At 65.0% G+C, this 20899-nt stretch carries 16 protein-coding genes, 1 tRNA gene and 1 other RNA gene; 12 read left to right on the forward strand and 6 right to left on the reverse strand.

Annotated features, from left to right (window positions below; translation table 11 throughout):
* Positions 1–4 precede the first annotated feature (4 nt).
* Positions 5–2731, reverse strand: coding sequence for a pyruvate dehydrogenase (acetyl-transferring), homodimeric type (gene aceE, locus AC1C2M_RS04055; protein WP_495435350.1), 2727 nt, complete (start codon positions 2729–2731; stop codon positions 5–7).
* 279 nt (positions 2732–3010) lie between these two features.
* Here aceE and AC1C2M_RS04060 point away from each other — a divergent pair, with 279 nt between their 5' ends.
* The 3 genes from AC1C2M_RS04060 to AC1C2M_RS04070 all read left to right on the forward strand — a co-directional run bounded on the left by AC1C2M_RS04060 (position 3011) and on the right by AC1C2M_RS04070 (position 4479).
* The gene (locus AC1C2M_RS04060) at positions 3011–3484 is read left to right on the forward strand and encodes a peroxiredoxin (protein ID WP_495435351.1); all 474 of its coding nucleotides are present in this window, start codon (positions 3011–3013) and stop codon (positions 3482–3484) included.
* A 67-nt stretch (positions 3485–3551) separates the two neighbouring features.
* Positions 3552–3624 (forward strand) — tRNA-Val (locus AC1C2M_RS04065).
* 216 nt (positions 3625–3840) lie between these two features.
* Positions 3841–4479, forward strand: coding sequence for a dihydrofolate reductase family protein (locus tag AC1C2M_RS04070; RefSeq protein WP_495435352.1), 639 nt, complete (start codon positions 3841–3843; stop codon positions 4477–4479).
* Between the two features lie 8 nt (positions 4480–4487).
* Here the strand turns inward: AC1C2M_RS04070 and AC1C2M_RS04075 are convergent, their stop codons facing one another.
* Positions 4488–7241, reverse strand: coding sequence for an ATP-binding protein (locus AC1C2M_RS04075; RefSeq protein WP_495435691.1), 2754 nt, complete (start codon positions 7239–7241; stop codon positions 4488–4490).
* A gap of 417 nt (positions 7242–7658) precedes the next feature.
* Here AC1C2M_RS04075 and AC1C2M_RS04080 point away from each other — a divergent pair, with 417 nt between their 5' ends.
* Both AC1C2M_RS04080 and AC1C2M_RS04085 read left to right on the forward strand, forming a co-directional pair.
* On the forward strand, positions 7659–8483 hold the full coding sequence (locus tag AC1C2M_RS04080; protein ID WP_495435353.1) for a MerR family transcriptional regulator: 825 nt from the start codon (positions 7659–7661) through the stop codon (positions 8481–8483).
* A gap of 78 nt (positions 8484–8561) precedes the next feature.
* Positions 8562–9143, forward strand: coding sequence for a small multidrug efflux protein (locus tag AC1C2M_RS04085; RefSeq protein ID WP_495435354.1), 582 nt, complete (start codon positions 8562–8564; stop codon positions 9141–9143).
* Between the two features lie 128 nt (positions 9144–9271).
* Here AC1C2M_RS04085 and AC1C2M_RS04090 read toward each other — a convergent pair whose 3' ends face one another.
* Positions 9272–10231, reverse strand: coding sequence for a manganese catalase family protein (locus tag AC1C2M_RS04090; protein WP_483404246.1), 960 nt, complete (start codon positions 10229–10231; stop codon positions 9272–9274).
* Between the two features lie 389 nt (positions 10232–10620).
* Here AC1C2M_RS04090 and AC1C2M_RS04095 point away from each other — a divergent pair, with 389 nt between their 5' ends.
* The 4 genes from AC1C2M_RS04095 (at position 10621) to rnpB (ending at position 13480) form a co-directional block, all read left to right on the forward strand.
* Positions 10621–11403 carry an aggregation-promoting factor C-terminal-like domain-containing protein gene (locus tag AC1C2M_RS04095; RefSeq protein WP_483404245.1) on the forward strand — a complete coding sequence of 261 codons (783 nt, stop codon included), beginning with the start codon at positions 10621–10623 and terminating at the stop codon, positions 11401–11403.
* Positions 11404–11472: 69 nt separating this feature from the next.
* A complete protein-coding gene (locus AC1C2M_RS04100) occupies positions 11473–12291 on the forward strand; it encodes a Nif3-like dinuclear metal center hexameric protein (RefSeq protein WP_483404244.1) in 819 nt (272 codons plus the stop codon).
* A 47-nt stretch (positions 12292–12338) separates the two neighbouring features.
* The gene (locus AC1C2M_RS04105) at positions 12339–13076 is read left to right on the forward strand and encodes a zinc ribbon domain-containing protein (protein ID WP_495435355.1); all 738 of its coding nucleotides are present in this window, start codon (positions 12339–12341) and stop codon (positions 13074–13076) included.
* Positions 13077–13116: 40 nt separating this feature from the next.
* Positions 13117–13480: RNase P RNA component class A (gene rnpB / locus AC1C2M_RS04110), an RNA gene on the forward strand.
* Between the two features lie 46 nt (positions 13481–13526).
* Here rnpB and ppgK read toward each other — a convergent pair.
* Positions 13527–14297: a polyphosphate--glucose phosphotransferase gene (gene ppgK / locus AC1C2M_RS04115; protein ID WP_483404242.1), complete on the reverse strand. Its 771-nt coding sequence runs from the start codon at positions 14295–14297 to the stop codon at positions 13527–13529.
* A complete protein-coding gene (gene map, locus AC1C2M_RS04120) occupies positions 14294–15175 on the reverse strand; it encodes a type I methionyl aminopeptidase (protein ID WP_495435356.1) in 882 nt (293 codons plus the stop codon). Before map ends, ppgK begins: the two co-directional genes overlap by 4 nt.
* A 35-nt stretch (positions 15176–15210) precedes the next feature.
* On the opposite strand from map, the gene AC1C2M_RS04125 reads away from it, so the two are divergent.
* On the forward strand, positions 15211–15399 hold the full coding sequence (locus AC1C2M_RS04125) for an SPOR domain-containing protein (protein ID WP_483404240.1): 189 nt from the start codon (positions 15211–15213) through the stop codon (positions 15397–15399).
* Positions 15400–15434: 35 nt separating this feature from the next.
* Here the strand turns inward: AC1C2M_RS04125 and panB are convergent, their stop codons facing one another.
* Entirely contained in the window at positions 15435–16268 is an 834-nt protein-coding gene (panB, locus tag AC1C2M_RS04130; RefSeq protein WP_495435357.1) for a 3-methyl-2-oxobutanoate hydroxymethyltransferase, read from the reverse strand.
* A 112-nt stretch (positions 16269–16380) separates the two neighbouring features.
* Between panB and AC1C2M_RS04135 the strand changes: the two genes are divergently transcribed.
* Together AC1C2M_RS04135 and AC1C2M_RS04140 are read left to right on the forward strand one after the other, a co-directional pair.
* Positions 16381–17736, forward strand: a complete 1356-nt coding sequence (locus tag AC1C2M_RS04135) for a glutamine synthetase family protein (protein WP_108391109.1) — start codon at positions 16381–16383, stop codon at positions 17734–17736.
* 24 nt (positions 17737–17760) lie between these two features.
* Positions 17761–20754, forward strand: coding sequence for a bifunctional [glutamine synthetase] adenylyltransferase/[glutamine synthetase]-adenylyl-L-tyrosine phosphorylase (locus AC1C2M_RS04140; RefSeq protein ID WP_495435358.1), 2994 nt, complete (start codon positions 17761–17763; stop codon positions 20752–20754).
* Positions 20755–20899 lie beyond the last annotated feature (145 nt).

The raw sequence follows: 20899 nt of genomic DNA on the forward strand, positions 1-20899 counted from the left end.
TGGTCTAGCTTTCACCACCGGCATTGCCGGTGGTTCCAGCGTTGACGTCGAGAAGCTTGTACTTGTCGATGGCGCGGCCGGGCAGCGAGGCGTCGACCTCGCCGCGGGCGGCAAGCAACTCGAGTGCACGAACGACCATCGACGGTCCATCGATCTTGAAGTATCGACGGGCAGCCGCACGGGTATCCGAGAATCCGAAGTTGTCTGCACCGAGTGTGGCGAAGTCGCCCGGCACGAACTGGCGGATCTGATCGGGCACCGCGTGCATGTAGTCGGTAACCGCGATGAACGGTCCCTGCTCATCCTTCAGTCGCTCGGTCACGTACGGGACCTGCGGTTCCGCATCGGGGTTGAGGAAGTTGTGCTCCTCAGCACGGATGCCGTCACGGCGCAATTCAGACCAGGAGGTAACCGACCAGACGTCGGCAGACACGCCCCAGTCCTCAGCCAGCAGGTGCTGGGCTTCGATGGCCCACGGCACCGAAACGCCCGAAGCGAGGAGCTGGGCCCTCGGTCCCTCGGTCTCGGAGCCCTTCACCTTGTAGATGCCGCGGAGCAGTCCGTCGACGTCGAGGTTCTCAGGTTCGGCGGGCTGCACGATCGGCTCGTTGTACACCGTGATGTAGTACATCACGTTGGGGTCTTCGTGCTTTCCGCCGTACATCCGGTCGAGACCGGCGCGCACGATGTGGCCGATTTCATAGCCATATGCCGGGTCGTAGGTGACCGTGGCCGGGTTGGTCGACGCGAGGAGGGGGGAGTGGCCGTCAGCGTGCTGAAGTCCCTCGCCCGTGAGCGTCGTGCGGCCCGCTGTCGCACCGATGATGAAGCCTCGGGCCATCTGGTCGCCCGCGGCCCACAGTGCGTCGCCCGTGCGCTGGTATCCGAACATCGAGTAGAAGACGTAGATCGGGATCAGGGGCTCGCCCTGGGTGGAGTACGTGGTTCCGATGTTGGTGAACGCGGCAGCGCCACCCGCCTCGTTGATGCCGACGTGGAGGATCTGGCCCTGCGGGCTCTCCTTGTATGCGAGGAGGAGTTCGCGGTCGACGGAGGTGTAGTGCTGTCCGTTCGGGTTGTAGATCTTCGCGGTCGGGAAGAACGCGTCGATACCGAAGGTTCGAGCCTCGTCCGGGATGATCGGGACGATCCGGTTGCCGAAGTCCTTCGAGCGGATCAGGTCCTTGAGCAGTCGGACAAACGCCATGGTTGTGGCGATCTCCTGAGTGCCTGAGCCCTTCTTCGAGATCGCGTAGGTGGAGTCCTCAGGCAGCTTGATGTCGGTGTACTTCGACCTGCGTTCGGGGACGTATCCGCCGAGCGCCGTGCGACGTTCGTGCAGGTACTGGATGGCCTCATCCTCGACACCCGGGTGGTAGTACGGCGGCAGGTACGGGTTCTCCTCGAGCTGGGCGTCCGTGATCGGCACGCGCATTTCGTCGCGGAACATCTTGAGGTTGTCGAGCGTCATCTTCTTCATCTGGTGGGTCGCGTTGCGCCCCTCGAATGACGGGCCGAGACCGTAACCCTTGACGGTCTTGGCGAGGATGACGGTCGGCTGGCCCTTGTGCTCTGATGCGGCCTTGAAGGCGGCGTACACCTTGCGGTAGTCGTGGCCACCGCGCTTGAGGTTCCAGATCTGCTCGTCGGAGTAGTCCTCGACGAGCTTGAGCGTGCGCTCGTCGCGACCGAAGAAGTTCTCACGGACGAAGGCTCCGCTCTCGGCCTTGTAGGTCTGGTAGTCGCCGTCGGGGGTGGCGTTCATGAGGTTGAGGAGAGCACCGCTCGAGTCCTTCGCGAGCAGGTCGTCCCACTCGCGACCCCAGACCACCTTGATGACGTTCCAGCCGGCACCGCGGAAGAAGCTCTCGAGCTCCTGGATGATTTTGCCGTTTCCGCGCACGGGGCCATCGAGGCGCTGCAGGTTGCAGTTGATGACGAAGTTGAGGTTGTCGAGGCCCTCGTTGGCGGCAACCTGGAGCTGGCCACGGCTTTCGACCTCGTCCATTTCGCCATCGCCGAGGAACGCCCAGACCTGCTGGTCACTCGCATCCTTGATCCCCCGGTTGGTCAGGTACTTGTTGGCCTGTGCCTGGTAGATGGCGTTGATCGGGCCGAGACCCATCGATACCGTCGGGAACTGCCAGAACTCGGGCATGAGTCGCGGGTGCGGGTACGACGAGATGCCGTGTGGCGCACGGGACTTCTCCTGACGGAACCCGTCGAGCTGGTCCGTTGACAGGCGACCCTCGAGGAATGCGCGAGCGTAAGTTCCGGGGGAGGCGTGACCCTGGATGAAGATCTGGTCGCCACCGCCCGGGTGGTCCTGGCCGCGGAAGAAGTGGTTGAATCCGACCTCGTAGAGCGCGGCGGATGATGCGTACGTCGAAATGTGTCCGCCGACACCGATACCGGGGCGCTGTGCGCGGTGCACGGTGATCGCCGCGTTCCAGCGGATCCAGGCGCGGTAACGACGCTCGATGTCCTCGTTTCCGGGGAACTCCGGTTCGTTCTCCGGCGCGATCGTGTTGATGTAGTCCGTCGTCGGCACCATCGGAACGCCGAGGTGAAGTTCACGGGAGCGCTTCAGCAGGCTCAGCATGATTTCGCGAGCACGGCCGTGACCGTGGGTAGCGACGAGCTGGTCGAGCGACTCTTGCCATTCCGCGGTTTCTTCGGGGTCAGCATCGAAGTTGTCAACCGAGTATGGGTCCTGGTCGTTTACAGTCACCGTCGACCTTTCTGTATGGGCAGATCGTGCCTGGTTTTCCGAGGTGCAAATGTCAGACAGGGTCGGGTTACGACGCGCGCAGGCACCTCAGATCAGCCTAGCGACTTACGCGGGCAACTGGCGACTTCCACAGCAAAGGGCGACTTAAGGCTGGAGGTGTGCGCTATCTCCCGCTCGATCGTTTGGTGTTGGAGAAGCGCGGGTCTAGTGTGTGTCACTGGTTTGGAACCGGATCCTCGCGCAGTCGAGGCAGGACCATTCCGGAAAGGACTCAATCCGATGGCTCTCGAGAACGACACCAGGGCTCCCGACTTCGCGCTCGGCAACCAGTTCGGTGAGACCGTACAGCTCGGCAGCTTCCGTGGAAAGCGGGCCGTCGCACTGGTCTTTTTCCCGCTCGCTTTCTCTGGCAGGTGCACGAGCGAGCTGTGTGAACTCCGCGACAACCTCTCGCTGTTCCAGGATGCCGGGGTCGAACTCATCGGCATCTCCGTTGACTCGAAGTCCGCGCTCCGGGCGTGGGCCGAGCAGGAGGGCTACGAGTTCACCCTGCTCTCAGATTTCTGGCCACACGGTCAGGTCAGCAAAGAATACGGCGTGTTCCTCGACTCGAAGGGATTCGCCAACCGGGCGACGTTCGTGATCGACGTGGACGGAATCATCCGGGCGAGCTTCATCACTGCTCCAGGGGAAGCCCGCTCGCTCGAGGCGTACCGCACAGCTGTCGAGAACCTGCAGCGCCAGCCCGCGTGAGTGGGCATCCGGTTTCAGGTCGTGGCCGGAAAGTGTGTAACATGATCACGCTGCCATCGGCAGTGAGGGGCCTTTAGCTCAGCTGGTAGAGCGCCACGTTTACACCGTGGATGTCATCGGTTCGATCCCGGTAGGGCCCACACTCGTTCAGCCCATTTCGGGTCTGAACCCGCGAACCGCGGTCTGTCTTCGACAGGCCGCGGTTTTTGCGTTCGCGAGGCGCGACAGCCGCTGACAACAACACCCGTGGTGTAGCCGCGACGTTCGGCGTATCGTCAGCACCGGCACCGGGGCAGCTGCGGCACGGCGCGTGTCGCCTCGTTGAGAGCCCCGGACAGTGACGAAAGGAGCTCGCCATGTCCGGCCGCATTCACATTGACCACTTCACCACACTCGATGGCGTCGCCCAGGCGCCGGGGGGTCCCGACGAAGACGTCGGCGGCGGATTCGCGTTCGGGGGCTGGCAGGCGCCCCTCATCGACAGCACAGTGGGAGCTCAGGTCGACGAGGGGATACGGAGCATGGACGCCCTGCTTCTGGGCCGTCGCACCTACGACATTTTCGCCGCGTACTGGCCACTCCACCTCGACGGGCCCGATGCCGACATCGCCCGCAAGTTTGACGCGATCCCCAAGTACGTCGTGTCGCGGGGCACGCCGGAGCTCGACTGGCGCGACTCGCACCTGATCGGTGGCGATCTCAGCACGGAGGTGTCAGTGCTGCGCGAGCGGCACCGGGAGATCCACGTCATCGGCAGCATCGACCTTTCCCGCACCCTCGTCGCCGAGAACCTGTTCGACCAGTTGAACCTGTGGGTATACCCGATCGTCGTCGGTGCCGGCAAACGCCTGTTTCCCGACGACGGCCCGCCATTGGCCCTCGAACTTCTCGCTGCGGAGGGGGCGTCCGAAAAGGGCGCGGTTCTCCTGCGTTACCGATCGACGGGTTCTGTCCCGGCGACGGGCGACATGGGCGAGGAGAATTCCGCGCCCTGACAGCGTCGTCAGGCGAGCTGCAAATCCTTGAGCTGCCTGCGTGACGAGATATCGAGTTTCTGGAAGATGTTGCGCAGGTGGGATTCAACAGTTCGCGGGCTCAGGAAAAGCTGCGAGCCGACCTCCCGTGAGGTCGCGCCGGTGGCTACCAGTCGTGCAATGTGCAGCTCCTGGGCCGTGAGTTCGTCGGTTCGTCGGGCGGTGCGTTTTCTCGGGTGCTCGCCGGTGGCGTGCAACTCGCGCGCAGCTCGGGCGGCGAAGGCTTCCGCGCCCATCTCTGAGAAGAGTTCGTGGGCCGTCCGCAACTGACCACGTGCCTCCTGGCGACGTCCCTCTCGGCGTAACCATTCGCCGTAGAGCAGCTGGGCACGGGCGGCCTCGCCAGCAATGCGTGACTTACTGAGGTGTGCGATCGCTCCGAGATACCATTCCTCCGCCGCAGGGCCGGCGATCGTCAAGGCTCTGGATCGTGCCTCAAGACCGAGCGCCCAATCCGTGCCACTGGCACGCGCACGCACAGATAAGCGCTCGAGTGCGTCCGCTGCACTCTCGGGGTCGCCACCACGGACAGCTGCCTCGATCAACTCGGGCAGACCGATCGTGCTGAGGGAGAGTTCGGTTGCGTCGGAAGCCTTTACGGCGGCTCCCTGGGCCGCCGAGTACTCGCCGAGTCCGTTGTAAAGCACGGCGCTTGCGTAGTGCGCCATCGTTGCTTCCGAACTCCCATCGATGTTGCCGGGTCTCAGGAAGGTGAGGCTGTTCAGCTCTTCTACCGCTGTCCGGTCACCGCCCCATGCGGCGAGGATGGCCTGGGTGTGGCGCAGTTTCACTCCTCCAATCGATTCCGCGATCGCCTCCGCCTCAGAAGTCAGCTCCCGCGCACGGGTAAGTTGCCCGCTTATCGTCAGGATGTTGGCGTGGAGTTTCAGAGCGGCGGGGAGCCCGGCCAGAGCGCCCGTGCTGCGCGACACGGCGACAGCGCATTCGGCGAGGTGATGGGCGCGTTCGTCGTCGAGGATACCGACCGCGAGTCGGCCCGCCAGCCAGAGCCACGACTGGCTGACATCCTCCTCCTGTACGGTGTCTGGGCGCGTCGCCTCGCCCAGCGCGTCGAGCGCGAGCCGCAAAGCCGGGACGCCCGGCGAATAGCCGTGGACCATCGTCACCGCGAGCGCGTCCAGAAGCAGGTCCACAGGCCGAATGGCCTGGGCTGGCGGTGCGGTGAGAGCCGTTTGCGCGATGGCCGTCGCCTGAGAGGCGCCGCTGATGATTGCCGCGTCCAGCGCGTGCAGATAGGTCTCGCGCGACAGGTCGGGGTCGAACGGGGCAAGCGTCGCGGCGGCATCCAGCAGCATGTCCGGAACGTCAGCACCGCGGGTGAGCTGAAACGCGATCCGGGCGCGGAGCAGTGCGACTCGAGCGCTTTGCAGCGAATCGGCCGGCCCACCCTCGGCGATCGCGAGCAGGTCCACCGCGTTCTCAAATGCGCCAGCGTTGGCCAGCGAGCGCGCCGCTTCCAGCGCGCGCCTGGTGCGATCCACGACGTCGGGGCTGAGCTCTGACGCACGTCTCAGGAACGCACCTGCGGCGGCGTGGCCGCCGCGCGAACGCGCCCGCACTGCCGAGCGCTCTAGCTGTGCGGCAACCTCCTCATCAACGCCCAGCACCGCCTGAGCGCAGTGCCAGGCGCGCCGGTCAGGGTCGAGGGTTGCATCGGTGGCCGCGGCCAACGCGCCGTGCACGCGGCGGCGGGCCGCCGGGTCCGCCGCCCGGTACACCGCCGATCGCACCAGAGGATGGCGAAATCGCACTACGGAATCGATCTCAATAAGTCCGGCGGCTTCCGCCGGAGCGGCGGACTCCGACGCCATGCCGAGTTCGGTGGTCGCACGGCACAGCAGTGCCGGGTCTCCGGTGGGCTCAGCCGCCGCGGTGAGCAGCAGCAACTGCGTCGTCTCGGGTAACTCACTCGAGCGTCGTCGGAATCCACTCTCGACTCGGCCTGGAACATCCGACACGTCAGGAAGCTGGAATCCGCCAGCGAGTCGAACTGCTGGCGCACTCGCGGGGAGCTCAAGGAGCGCAAGAGGATTGCCACGTGCCTCCGCGATGATGCGCTCGCGTACGTCGTCGTCCAGCGGAACGCGAACAGCGGCGTCCAACAGCTTTCGCGCAGAGACACCGTCGAGTCCCGTCAACCTCAGCTCCGGCAAGCCGGGGAAGAGGGTTCGCTGCCCGCTGACATCCCGCTCACCGAAGACCATGACGAGCCGGTCAGCATCGACCCGGCGAGAGACGAATGCCAGCACTTCGGCGGAAGCCGGATCGAGCCACTGTGCGTCATCGACCAGACAGAGCAGCGGACCCTGCTCGGCGACCTCTGCAATCAGGTTGAGAGTAGCCAGTCCAATGAGGAACCGGTCCGGTGCTGGACCGCTTCTCAGTCCCAGGGCCACCCCGAGCGCTACCTGCTGCGGCTCGGGTAGCGCGCTGAGATGATCGAGGAACGGGGCGCAGAATTGATGAAGACCCGCGAACGCGAACTGCGTCTCCGTTTCGATACCGGTCGATGATTCCACACGGAATCCAGAGGCGGCGGCGACATCGCCCAGGTGTGCCAGCAGCGCCGTCTTCCCGATTCCCGCGCCGCCGCGCACCACGAGGACCGCGCTGCCGCCGGCTTGTGCCTCGATCAGCAGCTGCTCGACCTCACGGCGCTCCAGGCGCCTACCCAGAAGTTTCGACAGGTTTGCTCCGTTCAGGGGCCGACTGCTTCTGCAACCAACCCTGTAGTTACCACAGCATTATGGCCGACGAGGGCGGTGTAGGACCCGGATCGGTGATATTGCGCACATCTCAGTGCTTTCTACCGACGCGAGGCCACCGCGTACGGACGACGCTGAAGACCTGGGCAGGTTCGGTGACGAGTTGCCCTTCGTGACACATCGTTCGAACAAGGGAGAGAGACCGTGGGAAGCGATATATCTCGAACAGGCGTCTGCGGTGCAGGTGCGCAGACCGCACGTTGCAAATCCGATCAGCGCGAAGCTTCCCGCTGGCCGCCGGACGGCTCGGAGACTTCGCTGGACGACTCCGTGAGCCTGGCTGTGGCGCTTGCCTCGATCATGCTGAGCCTCGGCTCTGCCGGTGCGCGGACTCGCGGATCAGGGGGATAGACCGTGGCATGGAGTACACGCGAGCTCGCGGAGCTCGCCGGGACGACGGTCAACACGATCCGGCACTATCACCGGATCGGCCTGCTGGACGAGCCGGAACGGACGTACAACGGATACAAGCAGTACGGCGTTCGGGAGCTGGTGTGCCTGTTGCGGATCCTCCGGCTGGCTGGGCTTGGTGTGCCGCTGGCGAAGATCGCTCATGTCGGGGCGGGTGGGCAGGCTGCGAAAACTGCCCTGGAAGAAGTGGACGACGAACTTGTCGTGCGTATCAAGCGGCTGAAGCAGGCTCGTGCCGACATCGCCGCAGTCCTTCGTGACGACGCCCCACCGGACGCTCCTTTCGGTTTCGTCTCCGTGGCATCTCGATTGTCTGAGTCTGACCGGTCGATCCTCCACATCTGGAACCGGCTCTACGACGAGGATGCGATGGCTGATCTGCGGCGGATGGTGGAGCTGGATTCGGATGCCAGCGCGCTTGGGAAAGAGATTGATGCGCTCCCGCCCGCCGCGAATGAGGCCACGCGGGCACGGCTCGCAGCAGGTCTGGCGCCGATCCTGGCGCGCAATCTGGTCGATTACCCCTGGCTGAGGAACCCGGCCGAGCACCTCGCGAAAGGGGAGCGGGTCACGCGACTGACGTTTGTCGAAGCGCTTACGGAGCTGTACAACCCAGCCCAGCTCGATGTGTTCGCGCGCGCGGGCGCCCTCGCGCGGCAGCGGCAGGCTGACGTCCCAGCCCGCGACAAAATTGCTGTGTCAAGCCGCCGCCACGCGGAACATCCGCTCTCTCCCCGAGTCCGGCGACCGCTGCCTCTCGGGGCTTGACTGTGTTCTGGGAACACAGCCTCTAATGGTCGGAACGTCGACATATTCGACGCCTGACAACAGAGAGGAACCACAGAAATGAACCCCATAGAGGAACTCGTCCGCAATTTCCAGGAGCTTGTGGCCCAGGTGCCCGAGATCGTTCAACCGTTCGTCGTGATGCTCGCGTCGGCAATCCCATTCGTCGAGGGTGAGGGCGGTGCGCTCGTCGGTATGGTCGGTGGACTTAACCCGATTCTCGTCGGCGTCGCGGCGGCGGCCGGCAATTTCCTCAGCGTCCTTCTGGTCGTCGTTGTCAGCTCTCGGGCGCGTGGCGCCGTGGTGGATCGCCGAGCAGCACGCCGCCAGCTCGTGAGCGTTGGTGCGGGGGGAGCGGCCGCGACGGAAGGAGGGTACGTCGGGACGCTCGAAGAGGTCCCGGCCAAACCTGAGTCGAAGGGCCAGCAGCGCGTCAAGGGGTGGCTGCTCCGATTTGGCGTACCCGGAGCCAGTATCCTCGGCCCGTTGGCCATCCCGACACAGTTCACCTCCGCGATCTTCGTTGCTGGCGGTGCCTCGCGCGGCTGGGTCCTGCTCTGGCAGGCCGTCGCGATCGCGCTGTGGACGACCGTAGCCACGGTCTCCGCCTGGGCCGCACTCACGTTCATAGTCGGCATCTGACGGGCGGAGCGGCGCTTGTGTTACCCGGCGCGACACAACAAAGGGAGGGCTGGCCAAGTGTGGCCAACCCTCCCTTTCTCAGTCGTGACGGTGAGGTTCTCAGAAGATCACCGTCGCGGCATCCGTGACTACTTCGTCGGCGGCACCGGCGCGTACAGCGCCTCGATGTCGGCGAGTTCCATCTCGGCGGTTGCCTGGATGAGCGCCATCAGGTCGGTGTCCAGCCCGGGGGAGAACTCCTCGAAGCGCTCCGCAGCGATGGTCGAGGGAACCCCGGCCGGCGCCTGCTCGTTGGCGATGAGTTCGGTTCCGTCGTTCGAGGGCGACATGCCCTGGAAGATCTTCCCCGCTTCGGACTGCCCGGTGAGGTCGAAGGTGTACTGCTTGCTCTGAAGGCCCAGGTCGACGAGCTTCTTGACCTCGGGGAACTTCTCGGCGTTCGTCTTGGGAATCGGCAGTGCCGACTTCCAGTTCACACCGAGGGTCTCCAACGCCTTTGCATAGGCGTTCTCGTGTGCCTGGTCGCGAACGATCAGGTACGAGATCGTCGAGCGAGCTGTCTTGTTGTCGGTCATCTCATAGATGCGGCACTTCTGCAGCCGCCCCGTCGACTCGAGCATGAGGTTGTACAGCAGGTCGAGCACCAGGTTGCCCGAGTTGTACACCCAGCTTCCGTTCCACGGGTTACCCGCGGCATCTACCGGGAGAGCTCCCTGGGCGCCGACGAGGTAGTGGTGGATGTTGCTTTCGTGCATGGCAATGTTGAGCGGCGTCGCGCCCCCAGAACCCGGCTTGTCGAGCGGATCGGTCGGCTTCCCTGAATACTCGGGAGAACCGTCAAGCAGTCGCGAGATCGTGGTTCCGATGAGTTCGACGTGGCTGATCTCCTCGGTTCCGATTCCCTGCATGAGGTCGCGGTACGGCTTTGCACTCGGTCCGCGGAAGTTCATCGCCTGGAAGAGATACTGCATCATCGTCCGCATCTCGCCGAACTGGCCGCCGAGACCTTCCTGGAGGGCGTTGGCCGCTGCCGGATCCGGCTCGTCGGGGACGATCTCATTAATCAGTCGTTGCACGTGAAAAAACACTGCTACCTCCTGGGGTTATCTCGTGATCTACGTGTCTTCGACTCTGCACCTCGAAACGGGGTCGAAACAGTGGGTGGACGCACGGCCGAATCGCCGCTAGCATCCGCAGGGACTGCCGGTACACACTGTTTGTACAGGGTTCGGAGCGGAGTTTCCCAGTTGGACCGCGCACACTTGACCAATCAGTCGCCTGCGCGCCCGAATCGCCAGGCGTGACGTGAACAGGATTCGCGTCAGCCCGACATCGACCGTCATCCCCGAAGCCTCAGAGCAGCCGTACCCCCGGCCCTCGCTCCACGATTCGGTTGAAGCCCCGTTCAGTGCGGCTTCACCGTGTCGAGGCTCACGCTGGGCGTGAACTGACGCGCGCCGGCCCAATCCCGGAAAATATGCTCTTACTCAAAAAATTTACCCGCGCCCAAATTCTCATCGCATCAGTCGTTCTCGTCGGTGTGCTCATCGCCTCCTTCCTCACCATCCAGTCCACTGTCATCCGCGCGCAGAGCGTTGCAACGGGCGACAAGATTGGGAGCTCGTCGAGCAAGCTCGCCACAGCCCTCACCGGTACATCAGCCCTCGTATCGAAGGCCAAGGCCGACAATCACGCTGAGGCGGTGCTGGCCGAAGCGAACCAGGTCGTCGTTGAGGTGCAGGCGAAAGTCGACACGGCTCCGCTGACCACCTCAATCGCCTCGCTCGCCTCCTACGCCAGCCAGGACGAGGCCACCGTGATGGAACTCGCATCGACAACGCAGGCGACGTCGGCTCAACTGCGCGCGCAAGCGGCAGAGGCCGACCGTCTGGCAGCCGAAGCGCAGGCAGCCGCAGCAGCGGCAGCCGCCTCGGCCCAGGCAGCCGCCAACACCCCCGACGGTGCCCGTGCAACGGCTCGCGCCCTCGCCCAGTCCAGGCACGGCTGGGGCGAAGACCAGTTCTCATGCCTGAACAAGCTGTGGCAGAAGGAGTCCGGCTGGTCCGTGAACGCGTTCAACGCCTCGAGCGGCGCTACCGGCATCCCGCAGGCTCTCCCCGGAAGCAAGATGGCGACCGCCGGCAGTGACTGGGCGACCAACGCGTCCACCCAGGTTGCGTGGGGTCTCGACTACATCGACCGTGCCTATGGCACGCCGTGTTCAGCGTGGTCGCACTCGCAGGCCGTCAACTGGTACTGATCCTCGCGTAACGGCATCCTGCACAGAGACCCGGCCCAGAAAGCGAAACGCTTTCTGTAGGCTGGCTCTGTGCCATATTCACTCCGCGAGGTCCGCGACACTGTCGAGTCGCTGTGGCCGATCGCCGGCGCTGAATCCTGGGATGCATCCGGCCTGATCGCCGGTGACCCCGATGACCAGATTTCCCGGGTCCTCTTCGCCGTCGACGCCGTGTCTGAGACCGCGACGCAAGCCGTCGAGTCGAAGACCGACCTTCTGCTCGTGCACCACCCGCTTCTCCTCCGCGGTGTTACGACCGTTGCGGGCGACACGTACAAGGGCTCAGTCCTCACCCGGCTGATTCGCGGCCACTGTGCGCTTCTCGCTGCGCACACCAACGCGGATGTCGTCGCCGACGGAACCTCGGGAGTCCTCGCGAAGCTGCTCGGACTGACGGATGTCGCCCCACTCGTTCCCTCCGCCGACGGCGTCAGTGGCATCGGGCGGGTGGGCCGATTGCCAGCTCCAACCTCGCTCGGTCACCTCGCACACACGCTCGCGAAAATTCTTCCAGCCACCGCGACGGGCATCCGTGCGTCCGGCGACTACGACTCGGAAATCCGGACCGTGGCCCTCTGCGGTGGAGCAGGTGACTCGCTGCTTCGCGAGGATGCTGTGACGAGCGCAGACGTGTACATCACGAGCGACCTTCGCCACCATCCGGCATCCGAAGCGCGTGAGCAGGCCATCGTCGGCGGAGGACCGGCGCTCATCGATGTCTCACACTGGGCAAGCGAGTGGCTGTGGCTCGACGTCGCTGCCGCACAACTGGCCGAACGCCTGCCTGACCTCTCCATTGCCGTGAGCGACATCCGCACAGACCCATGGGACTTCGTCGTCACGCAGTGACAACCAGGCTCAAGACAACTCCAAACCAGAATCACAAGGGACCCGACGTGAAATCCAGCCTCGCAGAGCAGAAAAAACTGCTCGAATTGCACACCATCGATTCCGGGCTCGCCCGCATCGCCCACCGGGAGAAGAGCCTGCCCGAGATCGCCGAGTACACGGCAGTGTCCAGGGAGCGGACGGAACTCAGCGGCCGGATCGCCGCAGAACTCGGTGAGCTCGAGGACGCGAAGACTGAGCTCGGTCGGCTGGAAAGCGACGCTGGTGTGGTCGACGCTCGGATCGCCAGGGACACCGAGCGCATGAACTCGACATCGAGCACGAAAGACGTGGCCGCGTTCGAGTCTGAACTCGAGTCGCTCTACCGGCGCAAGTCAAACCTCGAGGACATGGAACTCGTCGTGATGGAACGCGTCGAGGTCGCCGAGGCGCAGCTCTCCGCTACTCGCGACCTCGACAGCGACCTCGGGGCGAAGCTTCACGAGATCGGAACGAGGCGCCGTGCCGCGCTCGACGAACTCGCTCAGGAACGCGCGACGCTCACCGCGCAGCGCCACCTCCTCGAGGACTCGGTGGCACCCGACCTTCTCGCTCTCTATGAGAAGCTGCGGTCGAAGACCGGCACCGGCGCCGCCCTGTTCCGTGCCGGGACCTGTGGAGCGTGCACGATGTCGCTCACCGGCAACGAACTCGTCAAGGTGCGCGCCGCCGACATCGACGAGGTTCTCGAGTGCCCGGAGTGCGGCGCCATCATGGTGCGCACCGAGGAGTCGGGCCTCTGGTAGCAGCGATGCTCCCCACCGCCCGGTAAGCTCGAAGTGTGAATGGGTCGGCAAGACGGCCGCGTCACCAGTAATGGTGCCGAGGAACGTCCGGGCTCCACAGAGCAGGGCGGTGGGTAACACCCACCCGGGGTAACCCGCGAGACAGTGCAACAGAAAGTAGACCGCCGGGCGCGCAAGCGCCAGGTAAGGGTGAAACGGTGGTGTAAGAGACCACCAGCGACCGGGGTGACCCGGCCGGCTCGGTAAACCTCGCCCGGAGCAAGGTCAGACAGAGGACTATGGGGCTGCTCGTCCCGTCCTCGGGTAGGCCGCTTGAAGGCTGCGGTAACGCAGTCTCTAGAGAGATGGTCGTCCAGGGCGCAACTGCGCCTGAACAGAACCCGGCGTATCAGCCGGCCCATTCACCTTTGTACGACGGATGCCGCGCAGCGCGCTCAGCCAGGTTCCGGCTCAGCTGAGCGGTGGAATCGTGCGGACCGCGAGCGACGCGGCGCCAAGGATCCCCGCGTTGTTGCGGTGGACGGCCGGGACGATCGGCGCCGTCAGTGTGAGCCGGGGCAGGAACAGCTCGTGGTGTTTTGACACGCCACCGCCCACGATGAAGAGGTCGGGGGAGAAGTACGCCTCCAGCCGGGAGTAGTAGGTCTGGAGCCGCTTCGCCCATTCCTTCCAGGACAGGCCTTCCCGCTCGCGCGCCGAGTTCGAGGCACGCGTCTCAGCGTCGACCCCGTCGATCTCGATATGCCCGAACTCCGCGTTGGGGACGAGAACGCCGTTGTGAAGGACCGCGGTGCCGATCCCGGTTCCGAGCGTTGTCATGAGCGCGACACCCTCAATGCCCTTCGCCGCGCCGAACCGCGCCTCGGCGTAACCGGCGGCATCCGCGTCATTGACGAACGTGATGTCCCTGCCGAGGGCATCCTCGAAATAATCCTCGGCCTTGAGCCCGATCCACAGCTTCGAAATGTTCGCCGCCGACAGAGTGACGCCGTGCTTGACGACGGCGGGGAAACAAACACCGACCGGTGCGTCCGGGTCGTGCACCTGGAGCTGGTCGACCAGCTTCACCGTCTGCGCGATGATGTCTTCCGGTGTGCCGCCCGCGGGTGTCGGAACCTTGATCCGATCGCTCAGCAGGGTGCCTGTCGACAGGTCGACGACGGCCCCCTTGATGCCCGTTCCACCGATGTCGATGCCGACGGCGGTCGTCGGGGCGGTCATGCTGCTGCTCCGGATGGCAGTGTCAGGATGTCCGCACCGGTTTCAGTGACGACCAGGGTGTGCTCGAATTGCGCTGTCATGCTCTTGTCCTTTGTTGTCACTGTCCAGTCATCGGCCCACAGGTCCCACTCGTGGCTGCCGAGGGTGAGCATGGGCTCGATGGTAAAAACCATGCCGACTTCCATCACCGTGTCGTACTGGGGTGCTGAGTCGTAGTGGGGGATGATCAGTCCCGAATGGAATGCGCTCCCCACTCCGTGCCCCGTGAAGTCGCGAATCACGCCGTAGCCGAATCGCTTCGCGTACGACTCGATCGCCCGGCCGATCACGTTGACCTGTCGCCCGGGCGCGATTGCCTTGATGCCCCGCCTGAGGGATTCTTCAGTGCGTTCCACCAGCAGACGGACGTCATCGGCGGCTGTACCGGCGATGAAGGTCCTGTTGCTGTCGCCGTGCATCCCATCGAGGTACGCGGTGATGTCGATGTTGACGATGTCGCCGTCTTCGAGCACCGTATTGTCGGGGATGCCGTGGCAGACGACCTCGTTGACCGAACTGCACACTGACTTCGGAAAGCCCCGGTAGCCGAGCGTCGACGGGTACGCACCGTGCTCGATGAGGTAGCGGTGCCCGATGGCGTCGAGTTCATCGGTGGTGATGCCCGGCCGGACGTTCTCGCCAACGAGGGCGATCGCATCCGCAGCGATTCGTCCGGCTGTGCGGATTCGCTCGATCTCCGCTGGTGAATACACGTTGGAGCCCGTGTATTTCGTGGGAGATTTCCGGCCGACATACTCGGGCCGGCGGATCGGCGGCGGCACCTGGCGCTCGGGGGATCTCACACCGGCGATCAGGTGGCCGTTCGGGTCCTTAGGCATAGGATCAAGCTTAGCGATCCAGAGAGGGGCCTCCCGTGGCACAAGATCCATCCACGCAGTTCTGGTACAACCTCAAGACCGGTCAGGTCGAACGGGGATACCAGTCGCCGTCTGTCGACCGCGCCGGACCGTTCGCAACGGAGGCCGAAGCGGCACGAGCCCCTGAACGGCTCCGCGAGAACAGCCGCAAGTGGGCCGAAGAAGAGGCAGCGGAAGACCGCTGAACCGGGGCAGGTGCCGTCGGGGATACCCGCCGGCGTTAGTGGTAGCTGTACTCGTCGCCGGGGTAGATGCCGTCGGCCACCTCCGTGCGGAAGGCAGAGACCGCATCGGTCAACGCGCCGCGCACGTCGGCGTATTTCTTGACGAACGACGGGATGCGCCCCGTGGTGAGCCCGGCGAAGTCGGTCCAGACCAGCAACTGCCCTGAAACGTGGGGTCCGGCGCCGACACCGATCGTCGGAATATCGAGCTCGGCCGTGACGAGTTCCGCGCTCTCGGCCGGCACCATCTCCAGGACGACCGCAAAAGCTCCGGCATCCTGAACCGACCGCGCGTCGCGCAGCAGCTGCTCAACCGCGTCCCCGCGGCCCTGGATGATGTGGCCGCCAAGCCCGTGCTCGCTCTGCGGTGTGAACCCGATGTGACCCATGACCGGGATGCCAGCGGACACGATGCGACGGATCTGGTCGTGGCTGCGTTCACCGCCTTCAAGCTTGACGGCCTGCGATCCGGTTTCCTTCATGAACCGCAACGCGGTTTTGAGGGCATCCTCCGGACCATTTTCATAGGATCCGAAGGGCATGTCGGCGACGACGAGAGCACGCTTGGCGGCGCCGGCGACGGCTCGGGTGAGGGGAATGAGCTCGTCGACGGTGACGGGAAGCGTCGTGTCGTAGCCGAGCACGTTGTTTCCGGCCGAGTCGCCGACGAGGAGAAAGTCGATGCCCGCCTCGTCGAAGATCCGGGCGGTCAGCATGTCGTAGCTGGTGAGCCCGGTGATCTTGATGCCCTGTTCTTTCGCGCGCTGGAAGTGGCGTGTGCGAACTCGGGCGGGGCTGGACGACGGTGCGCTCTTCATTGGCTCGCTCATGCCCGCCAGTCTATCGATCCGTTGCGTCAATTCAGGTGCCGTACCTGCCAGCACACGGCGCAAGGAACGGATAGCCTATGAGCAGGCAACGCACGACACCTAAGGGGAGTGGATGGATAAGCAGCGCGACTTCGTTCTTCGTACTATCGAGGAGCGGGGAGTCAAGTTCGTCCGGCTGTGGTTCACAGACGTCGTCGGCACGCTGAAGTCGGTGGCCATCGCCCCTGCCGAGGTCGAGGGTGCGTTTGCCGAGGGTCTCGGTTTCGACGGGTCAGCCATTGAGGGCCTGAGCCGTTCGTACGAATCTGACCTGCTCGCTGTCCCTGACCCGACAACGTTCCAGCTTCTGCCCTGGCGCGGCGAGATCGACCCGACCGCCCGGATGTTCTGCGACATCACGACGCCTGACGGTCTTCCGGCGGTGTCTGACCCACGCAACGTCCTCAAGCGGACCCTCGAGAAGGCAGCCGACAGGGGCTTCACCTTCTACACCCACCCCGAGATCGAGTTCTATCTGCTCAAGTCGGCGAAGCTCGGCAAGGAGGGCCCGGTTCCTGTCGACTCGGCGGGCTACTTCGACAACGTCCCCGGTGGCACGGCACACGACTTCCGTCGCCGCAGCGTCCGGATGCTGGAGGACCTCGGCATTTCCGTCGAGTTCAGCCACCACGAGGCCGGACCCGGTCAGAACGAAATCGACCTGCGATACGCGGATGCGCTCACCACAGCGGACAACATCATGACGTTCCGCACGGTGATCAAAGAGGTCGCCATCGAGCAGGGCGTTTACGCGACGTTCATGCCGAAGCCGCTGTCTGACCAGCCGGGCTCAGGCATGCACACGCACATGTCACTGTTCGAGGGCGACAGCAACGCGTTCTACGAGGCGGGTGCCCAGTACCAGCTCTCCAAGGTCGGCCGGCAGTTCATCGCCGGGTTGCTCCGCCACGCGCCGGAGATCACCGCGGTGACCAACCAGTTCGTCAACTCATACAAGCGTCTCTGGGGCACCGTCGGTCGTAACGGGCTTGCCGAAGCTCCGAGCTTCGTCACCTGGGGGCACAACAACCGGTCGGCTCTCGTTCGCGTGCCGCTGTACAAGCCCAACAAGGGCGGGAGTGCGCGGGTCGAGTACCGTGCGATCGACTCGGCCGCGAACCCGTACCTCGCGTACTCGCTGCTCCTCGCCGCCGGACTCAAGGGCATCGAGGAAGGTTACGACCTCCCACCCGAAGCGGAGGACAACGTCTGGAGCCTGAGCGATTCTGAGCGCAGGGCTCTGGGTTACTCCGCGTTGCCCGCGAGCCTCGACCACGCCATCCAGTTGATGGAGGAGTCGGAACTCGTCGCGGAGACGCTCGGTGAGCAGGTCTTCAACTATGTTCTGGCCAACAAGCGACAGGAATGGCACGAGTACCGTGCGCAGGTGACCCCGTACGAGCTCGAGAAGAACCTCGAGATTCTCTAAGCGGTTGGGCGACGGGGACACTCGATGCGACGCGAGCAAACAGCGCTGAGCGAACTCGCTCGGCTCGGCTTCGCCGGGCTGAGCGGGGTCAGGGCGCTTCTCGACGAGCTCGACGGTGTCGTTACCGTCGACGTGGCCGGCCTGCTACCTCAGTTCGGCCTGGCTGCTGACCCTGACCAGGCGCTCAACTGCCTCGTCAGGCTCGGGCGGATGCACCCGACGGAACTGAACGGCGTCTTTGCGAACCCGGGCCGCACGGAGACTCTGATCAGGCTGCTTGGCGCTTCAACGGGCCTCGCTGAATTCTTCCAGCGGCATCCCGCCGAGCTCGAACGGATCCCTGACCGGCCCCGTCGGCTTCCGACGCGCGCGGAGCTGACCGAGAGCATGCTCGACTCCGTCGGCGCGCATGACGGGTTTGCCGAGGTCACCGACGATGAGGCGTGGACCCGTCTCCGGGTGCGTTACCGGCGCTGGCTGGCACGGATCGCCGCACACGACCTGCGCGCGGATGACCCGGTCTCGGTGTTCGACTCCATCGCCAAAGCGCTGTCTGATGCGGCATCCGCAGCGTTTGAAGCATCCATCGCCGTCGCCAGGACGCAGGTCACCCAGCCGGGGAACGGCCCGATGCTGTTTTCCGTCGATGAGGTGCGCGCAACGCGGTTCGCGGTGATCGGGATGGGCAAGGCAGGAGCAGGCGAACTCAACTACGTCAGCGATGTCGACGTGATCTTCGTGGCGGAAGGCGACGAGTCCGCCGGGCTGTCGAACCAGCGCGCCATCGATGTAGCCACGCGACTCGCGATGCTGACGATGCGCGGGCTCGGCCAGGCCGGGATCGAGCCCGAGCTCTGGGAGGTGGATCCCAACCTGCGGCCCGAGGGCAAGCAGGGAGCGCTCGTGCGCACCCTCGAGTCCCACCTGGCGTACTACGAGCGGTGGGCGAAGAGCTGGGAGTTCCAGGCGCTGCTCAAGGCACGGGCGTTCGCTGGTGACGCCGAACTGGGCGAGCAGTATGTCGGCGCGATAGCGCCGTTTGTCTGGTCAAGCGCGGGCAGGGAGGGCTTCGTCGACTCGGTGCAGCGGATGCGCGAGAGGGTGACCGAGCACATTCCCGCCGATGAGGTGCACTATCAACTCAAGCTGGGGCCTGGCGGGCTCCGGGATATCGAGTTCACCGTGCAGCTCCTCCAGCTGGTGCACGGCGCTGTTGACGCCGACGTGCGGGAACGTTCGACCCTGCTCGCGCTCGACGCGCTGAGCGCCAACAGTTACATTGGGCGCGAGGAGGCCGCGGCCTTCGCCGCCGACTACCGTTTCCTGCGGGTGCTCGAACACCGGTTGCAGCTTGGCGGCCTTCGCCGCACCCACCTGATGCCCCGTGACAAGGAAGAGCTTCGCGTGCTCGCACGCGCGTCGACGCTCGCGCCCAACGCCGATGCGCTCGTCACCCGCTGGGAGAGCACCAAGCACGAGGTGAGGAGCCTCCACGAGCGGCTGTTCTACCGTCCGTTGCTCGCCGCCGTTGCCGCCCTTCCCGACGAGGAAGTTGCGCTGAGCCCCGCACAGGCGGAGGCGCGCCTCGCCGCGATCGGTTTCAGGGATCCGAAGGGGGCGCTGTCGCACATCGCGGCGCTCACCGCCGGTGTGTCCAGGCGCGCGACGATCCAACGTCACCTGCTGCCGGTAATGCTTCGCTGGCTCGCCGAGGGCGCAGACCCTGACTACGGGCTCATCGCGTTCCGTCGGCTCAGCGAATCGCTCGGCGGAACACACTGGTTCCTCCGCACCCTCCGGGATTCCTCCGGGGTGGCTGAGCGCCTCACGCGGGTGCTCAGCGGCTCCCGTTACATCGGTGAACTCCTCGACCAGATCCCCGAGGCCGCTGCCTGGCTCGCCGACAACAACGACCTTCACGGCAGGTCGCTCGCGGCTATCGAAGACGAGATGTCGGCGATTCTTGCGAGGCACGACACGGATGCCGCGGCCGCGAAGGCGATTCGCCGCGTTCGTCGCAGGGAGATCCTCCGCCTCGCACTCGGCTCCGTGCTCGGTGTCATCGAACTGCCGGAACTCAGCCGGGGGCTCACCGACATCACCACGGGAACCATCAGGGCGCTGGTGCGCCTGATCCGACGCACCGAGGGACTCGGCGAGGACAGCCTCGAGTTCGCCGTGATCGGGATGGGCAGGTACGGCGGCGCTGAACTCGGGTTCGGATCCGACGCTGACGTCATGTACGTCTACCGGGCGACGGCCATGGACAACGAGCAGTCACACCGGGCAGCAAACCGAATAGTGGCGGAGCTCAACCGGCTGAGCGAGGATCACCGCTTGCCGCTCGACCTCGACGTCGGGCTCCGCCCCGAGGGAAAGAATGGGGCTGTCACCCGCTCCCTCGACTCCTACCGGGCCTATTACGAGCGGTGGTCGCTCACCTGGGAGGCACAGGCCTTGCTCCGCGCGGACGGCGTCGCGGGTGACGAATCACTGATCACCGACTTCGAGTCGCTCGCGGACGCCATCCGTTATCCAGCGGAGATCTCGGATGCCGCGGTGCGCGAGGTCAAGCGCATCAAGGCGAGGGTCGAGAATGAGCGACTGCCGCAGGGTGCTGACCCGTCTCGGCACGTCAAACTGGGGCGCGGGTCGTTGAGCGACGTTGAATGGTTCGTACAGCTGCTCCAGCTCGAGCACGGGGCTGCGATCCCAGGCCTGCGGACGACGAGCACCCTGGGGGCGCTGCAGGTGGCCGTGGAGAACGACCTCGTCACGCCGGAGAGCGCCGAACGCCTTCGGGCAGCGTGGATCTTCGCGTCCCGGCTCAGGTCCGCGATGACGCTGTGGCTGAACCGCACGACCGATGTCCTGCCGAGTGACCGGATGCAGTTGAACGGCATCGCACGGATCCTCGGCTACCCGCCGGCGTCTGCGGCCCGGCTCGAGGAGGATTACCTCGCGGTGACCCGCCGCGCACGCAGCGTCTTCGAGAAGCAGTTCTACGGAACGCCGTAGGGTTCGCTGCTGCGGGATATCCCCCCGGCGCCCATGGGCGCCCGACCGCACTCTCGGGGAGATATCCCGACATCCCGCTATTCCGATATCCAGCGTCCGCTCGGCCAGACAGGGCTGCCGCTGGGGAGCAGCGTCAGGGGCCCGG

It is taken from the genome of Mycetocola sp. Y444 (assembly GCF_059445295.1).